This is a genomic window from Kitasatospora sp. NPDC059817 (assembly GCF_042731835.1).
Lineage (GTDB): Bacteria > Actinomycetota > Actinomycetes > Streptomycetales > Streptomycetaceae > Kitasatospora.
In genome coordinates this window covers 41,357-45,573 of the sequence record NZ_JBHWIR010000053.1, presented here as the reverse complement: position 1 = coordinate 45,573, position 4,217 = coordinate 41,357, and the positions used below count along the sequence as shown (strand labels likewise).

4 protein-coding genes are annotated in these 4,217 nt (G+C 73.5%); 1 reads left to right on the top strand and 3 read right to left on the bottom strand.

The window, feature by feature from the left end:
* Window positions 1–358: 358 nt before the first annotated feature.
* A complete protein-coding gene (locus tag ACFV61_RS14245) occupies window positions 359–1,084 on the top strand; it encodes a DUF4097 family beta strand repeat-containing protein (protein ID WP_063350686.1) in 726 nt (241 codons plus the stop codon).
* 105 nt (window positions 1,085–1,189) lie between these two features.
* Here ACFV61_RS14245 and ACFV61_RS14240 read toward each other — a convergent pair whose 3' ends face one another.
* The 3 genes from ACFV61_RS14240 to ACFV61_RS14230 all read right to left on the bottom strand — a co-directional run bounded on the left by ACFV61_RS14240 (window position 1,190) and on the right by ACFV61_RS14230 (window position 4,063).
* A complete protein-coding gene (locus ACFV61_RS14240; RefSeq protein ID WP_244293555.1) occupies window positions 1,190–1,840 on the bottom strand; it encodes a hypothetical protein in 651 nt (216 codons plus the stop codon).
* Window positions 1,841–2,048: 208 nt separating this feature from the next.
* Window positions 2,049–2,723: a response regulator transcription factor gene (locus tag ACFV61_RS14235; RefSeq protein WP_063350685.1), complete on the bottom strand. Its 675-nt coding sequence runs from the start codon at window positions 2,721–2,723 to the stop codon at window positions 2,049–2,051.
* Window positions 2,720–4,063, bottom strand: coding sequence for a sensor histidine kinase (locus ACFV61_RS14230; RefSeq protein ID WP_063350684.1), 1,344 nt, complete (start codon window positions 4,061–4,063; stop codon window positions 2,720–2,722). The genes ACFV61_RS14235 and ACFV61_RS14230 overlap by 4 nt, the downstream gene beginning before the upstream one ends.
* Window positions 4,064–4,217: the final 154 nt, after the last annotated feature.

The window sequence follows — 4,217 nt, the reverse complement described above, 5'->3', positions numbered from 1 at the left end:
CCCGCCCGCCCCCCCCCCTCACACCGCCAGCCCCGCGCGGGCGCCCGCGGGCCGTGGGGCGGGGTGGGCGCCGCCTCTCCCCGCCATCAACACGGCTCCGCGGCCGCCCCCGGAAAATATGTAGGCCGGTCTACAGATTTCTCCCCGGGGCGACGACAGGGGGCACGGGTGGACCCAGGTGGACACGGGTGGGGGTGGGTGGAGCGGCGCCGGGGGGCTGACTGGAGTCGCTTTAGGGGGGTTAATACCACCGACCGGGGCCACCACGTGCGGTTACTGTCGTCGGGACGGCTCCGGACGGGGGCGGTCATCAGGGGCTATCGCGCAACAAGCAGCGCAGGACACATGGGGGACGAACATGGGCAGGTACCACCGTTTCGCGGGGGCTCTCGTGGTCGCCGGGGTCTCCGCCGGGGTGCTCAGCGCCTGCAACCCGATCGGGACCAACTTCACCGACGACGCCACCGTCACGGACAAGATCACCGGCATCCGGCTGGACAGCGACGCCGGGGAGGTGACCGTGCGCGGCAAGGCCGGCGCCACCCAGGCCGCCGTCCACCGCAACATCACGTACCGGAGCGGCAAGCCGGGCGCGAGCACCCGGGTGGACGGCGGCGTGCTGGTGCTCGGCGGCTGCGGACGCAACTGCTCGGTGGACTACACCGTCGAGCTGCCGCCGGGGCTGCCGATCACCGGGGGGACGTCGGCGGGCGGGATCAAGCTCACCCAGGTCGGCGACGTCTCGGTGCACACCAGCTCCGGCGACATCACGCTCGACGACGTGGCCGGGCCGGTCGACGTGCGCACCGACAACGGCGAGATCAAGGGCACTTCGCTCAAGGGCGACCGGGTCAGCGCCAAGACCGACAACGGCGGGATCAAGCTCACCCCCGGCAAGGCCCAGAACATCACGGCGAAGACCTCCAACGGCGAGATCAACGTGACCGTGCCGACCGCCTCGTACCACGTCACCGCCTCGACCGACCTGGGCGAGAAGCACATCGGCGTCCAGAACGACCCGAACGGCCAGTACAAGCTGGACCTCGGGACGAACATCGGCGAGATCACCGTCAAGACGGGCTGACCGACCCGGTCGACGGGGCCGCCAAGGGGGCGCCGTGACGGCCGAGTTCGCCCCCCCAGCGCGGTCGCCCGGCCCCGCCGGTGGGCCTGGCGGGGCCGGGGGCGGTCAGAGACCGACCTGGACCTCGGCGCGGTGCCGGATGTACTCGTCGGGGTGTGCCCTCGCGATGGCCACCGCGGCCTCCACCAGGGCGTGCAGCCGCGACGGGTAGGCACGCGGCACGAGGGGCAGCCCGGGGAGGATGCAGCGCCGCACGTCCAGGTCCTCGTTGGCGACGAACTCCCGCAGCGCGGCCTCGTACCAGGCGTCCCGCACGGTCGACCCCTCGTCGGCGGCGGCCGTGCCGCGGCCGTCCCCAACCGACAGGGACGTCCAGTACCAGGCCCGGGCGGCGCCAGCGCGCTCGGTGTCGGTGCCGGTGTGCAGGTAGCCGAGCAGGGTCAGCCGGACCCGGCGCTGGCCGAAAGCAAGCAGGGCCGGCTCGACGAAGCGCCGGTTGAAGCTCGGGTTGGGGTCGTAGATCGCCGCTTCCAGCAGTGCCTCGAAGTACTCCTCGGGCAGGTCGGTACGCCCGGAAAGCGCCTTGTGGACCTCCCACCGGGCCGCGCTCGGGAAGTCCGCCCCGTGCGCGGCCTCAGCCCCGAGCAGGCGGAGCAAACGCGTCAACCGCAGGTCGAACTCCTGCGATCCGTCCGCCGTGCGCCCGGGCAACGGCTGGAGAATCCGCACCTCGCCTGCCGTGTCCTTCGTTTCCACGAACACCCTCCTCATCCTGAGTCATCGGCAGACTACTCGCTGATACACCAGTTCGGAGGTCGTTTTCGGGCAGGCTGGGATTCAGATCACCGACATATGGCCGGAGTTTGACGGTCGCTCAGCCCTGCTACCGGCGCAAACCAGGCGAGTTGGACGGACGGGCCGACGGACGGGCCGACGGATGAGCCGACGGGCGGGCCTTCGCCGGTCAGGCCGGACGGCCCGGCGGGACCAGGCCGGACTGGTAGGCGATCGCGACGAGTTGGGCCCGGTCCCGGGCGTCCAGCTTGGCCATCGCGCGGTGGACGTGGGTGCGGACGGTGAACGGGCTGACGAACATCCGCTCGGCGATCTCCTCGTTGGTGAGCCCGGTGGCGGCCATCGACATCACCTCGCGCTCGCGCGCGGTGAGCACGGACAGCCGCTCGGAGGTGCCGCCGGCCGCCGGATCGGGCTGGGCGAGGAGCTGGTCGATGACGGCCCGGGTGGCGGCGGGCGAGAGCAGGGCGTCCCCGGCGGCGACGGTGCGGACGGCCGCGAGCAGTTCCGCCGGGTCCGCCCCCTTGCCAAGGAAGCCGCCGGCGCCGGCCCGCAGTGCCTGGGCCACGTACTCGTCGATCTCGAAGGTGGTGAGGATCAGCACCCGGGTGCCGGCCAGGTCCTCGTCGCCGCAGATGGCGGCCGTCGCACCGAGGCCGTCGGCGCCGGGCATGCGGATGTCCATCAGGACGATGTCGGGGCGGGTGGCGCGGGCGAGTTCGACGGCCTGGTGGCCGTCGGCGGCCTCGCCGACCACCTCCATGTCGTCCTCGGCGTCGATCAGCACCCGGAACGCACCGCGCAGCAGCGCCTGGTCGTCCGCGAGCAGTACCCGGATGGTCATGCGTGGTCCTTGTCTACTCGAACGGCGCGGTCTTCCCGGCCGGCACGGTCTACTCGAACGGCACGGTCTTCCCGGCCGGCACGGTCCGCCCGTACGGCGCTGTCACCGCGACCGGCACAGCCACCGCGACCGGCGCTGTCGTCCCGGGCGCCGGTGCGCAGCGGAAGTTCGGCGGTGACCAGGAAGCCGCCGTCGGGCCGGCTGTCGGCGGTGAGGCGGCCGCCGACCGCGCCGGCCCGTTCGCGCATGCCGATCAGTCCGAAGCCGCCCTCGCCGGGGGCCGGGTGGGGCAGCAGGGCCTGCCGGGGGCGTGCGCTGGTCGGCGGGCGGCCGTTGGCGACGCTGACGGCGACCCGGCTGCCGCTGTAGGCGAGGGTGATCTCGGCGCCGGCGCCCTGGGCGTGCTTGGCGACGTTGGTCAGGGACTCCTGGACGATCCGGTAGGCGGTGAGGTCCACGCCGGGCGAGAGCGCGCGGGCCTCGCCCTCGACGGTGAGCCGCACCGGCAGGCCGGTGCGTTCGAAGGCGTTGATCAGCTCGGGGAGCCGGTCGAGGCCGGGGGCCGGTTCGAGCGGGGCGGGCTCCTCGGCGCGGCGCAGCAGGCCGACGGTGGCGCGCAGTTCCTGGAGCGCGGAGCCGGTGGCGTCGGTGATGTGGCTGAGCACCTCGCGGGCCTGGGTGGGGTGGCGGTCCATGAGGTAGACGGCGATGCCGGCCTGGGCGTTGGCGAGGGCGATGTGGTGGGCGACGACGTCGTGCAGGTCGCGGGCGATCCGGATCCGCTCGTCGGCGACCCGGCGGCGGGCCTCCTCCTCGCGGGTGCGTTCGGCGCGTTCGGCGCGTTCCTCGATGGCGGCGAGGTGGGCGCGGCGGTTGCGGATGGAGTCGCCGAGGGCGCCGGGCAGCAGGGCCCAGGCGAGGACGCCGAGCCGTTGGCCGATCGGGCCGCCGCCGTCGCCGATCAGCGAGGTGCCGGTGAGCAGGACGGCGGAGGCGATCGAGGCGCGCAGGGCGGTGGCGCGGTCGGTGCGGACGGCGAGGAAGTAGAGGGCGAGCAGCAGCGGGGTGGCCAGCCCGGGGGTGAGGCGGGGGGTGGTGAGGATGAGGGCCATCGTGCAGATCAGCGTGATGACGACCACGGTCCGCGGGTGCCGTCGGTGGGCGAACACGGTGACGGCGGAGGCCAGCGCGATGGTGGCGCTGAGCGGCCTGAAGGAGATGACGTGGCCGGTCTGGTCGACGGTGACGCCGAGGCCGGTCATCGCGATCAGCACGGCGCCGCCGACGGCGTCGAGCAGCCGGGGGTGGTCGCGGCGCAGCCGCTGCCAGGTGTCGCTCATCGTGGTGCTCTCCGGGTCGGGGGTGCCCTGGCGGCACCCTCGCCGGGTTCTGCCAGTTCGTGCCGAACCGCGCCCTGCCGGGCGGGGTGGGCCGGGGGGGGGGGGGCGGGGGTGTGCGCGGGTGCCGACAAGACACATAACACAGCTGGTCGAG

What these genes read in the sequence shown, in the direction of transcription:
- ACFV61_RS14235 (WP_063350685.1), bottom strand. Translation starts at nt 2,723, where the DNA reads ATGACCATCCGGGTACTGCTCGCGGACGACCAGGCGCTGCTGCGCGGT.
- ACFV61_RS14245 (WP_063350686.1), top strand. Translation starts at nt 359, where the DNA reads ATGGGCAGGTACCACCGTTTCGCGGGGGCTCTCGTGGTCGCCGGGGTC.
- ACFV61_RS14230 (WP_063350684.1), bottom strand. Translation starts at nt 4,063, where the DNA reads ATGAGCGACACCTGGCAGCGGCTGCGCCGCGACCACCCCCGGCTGCTC.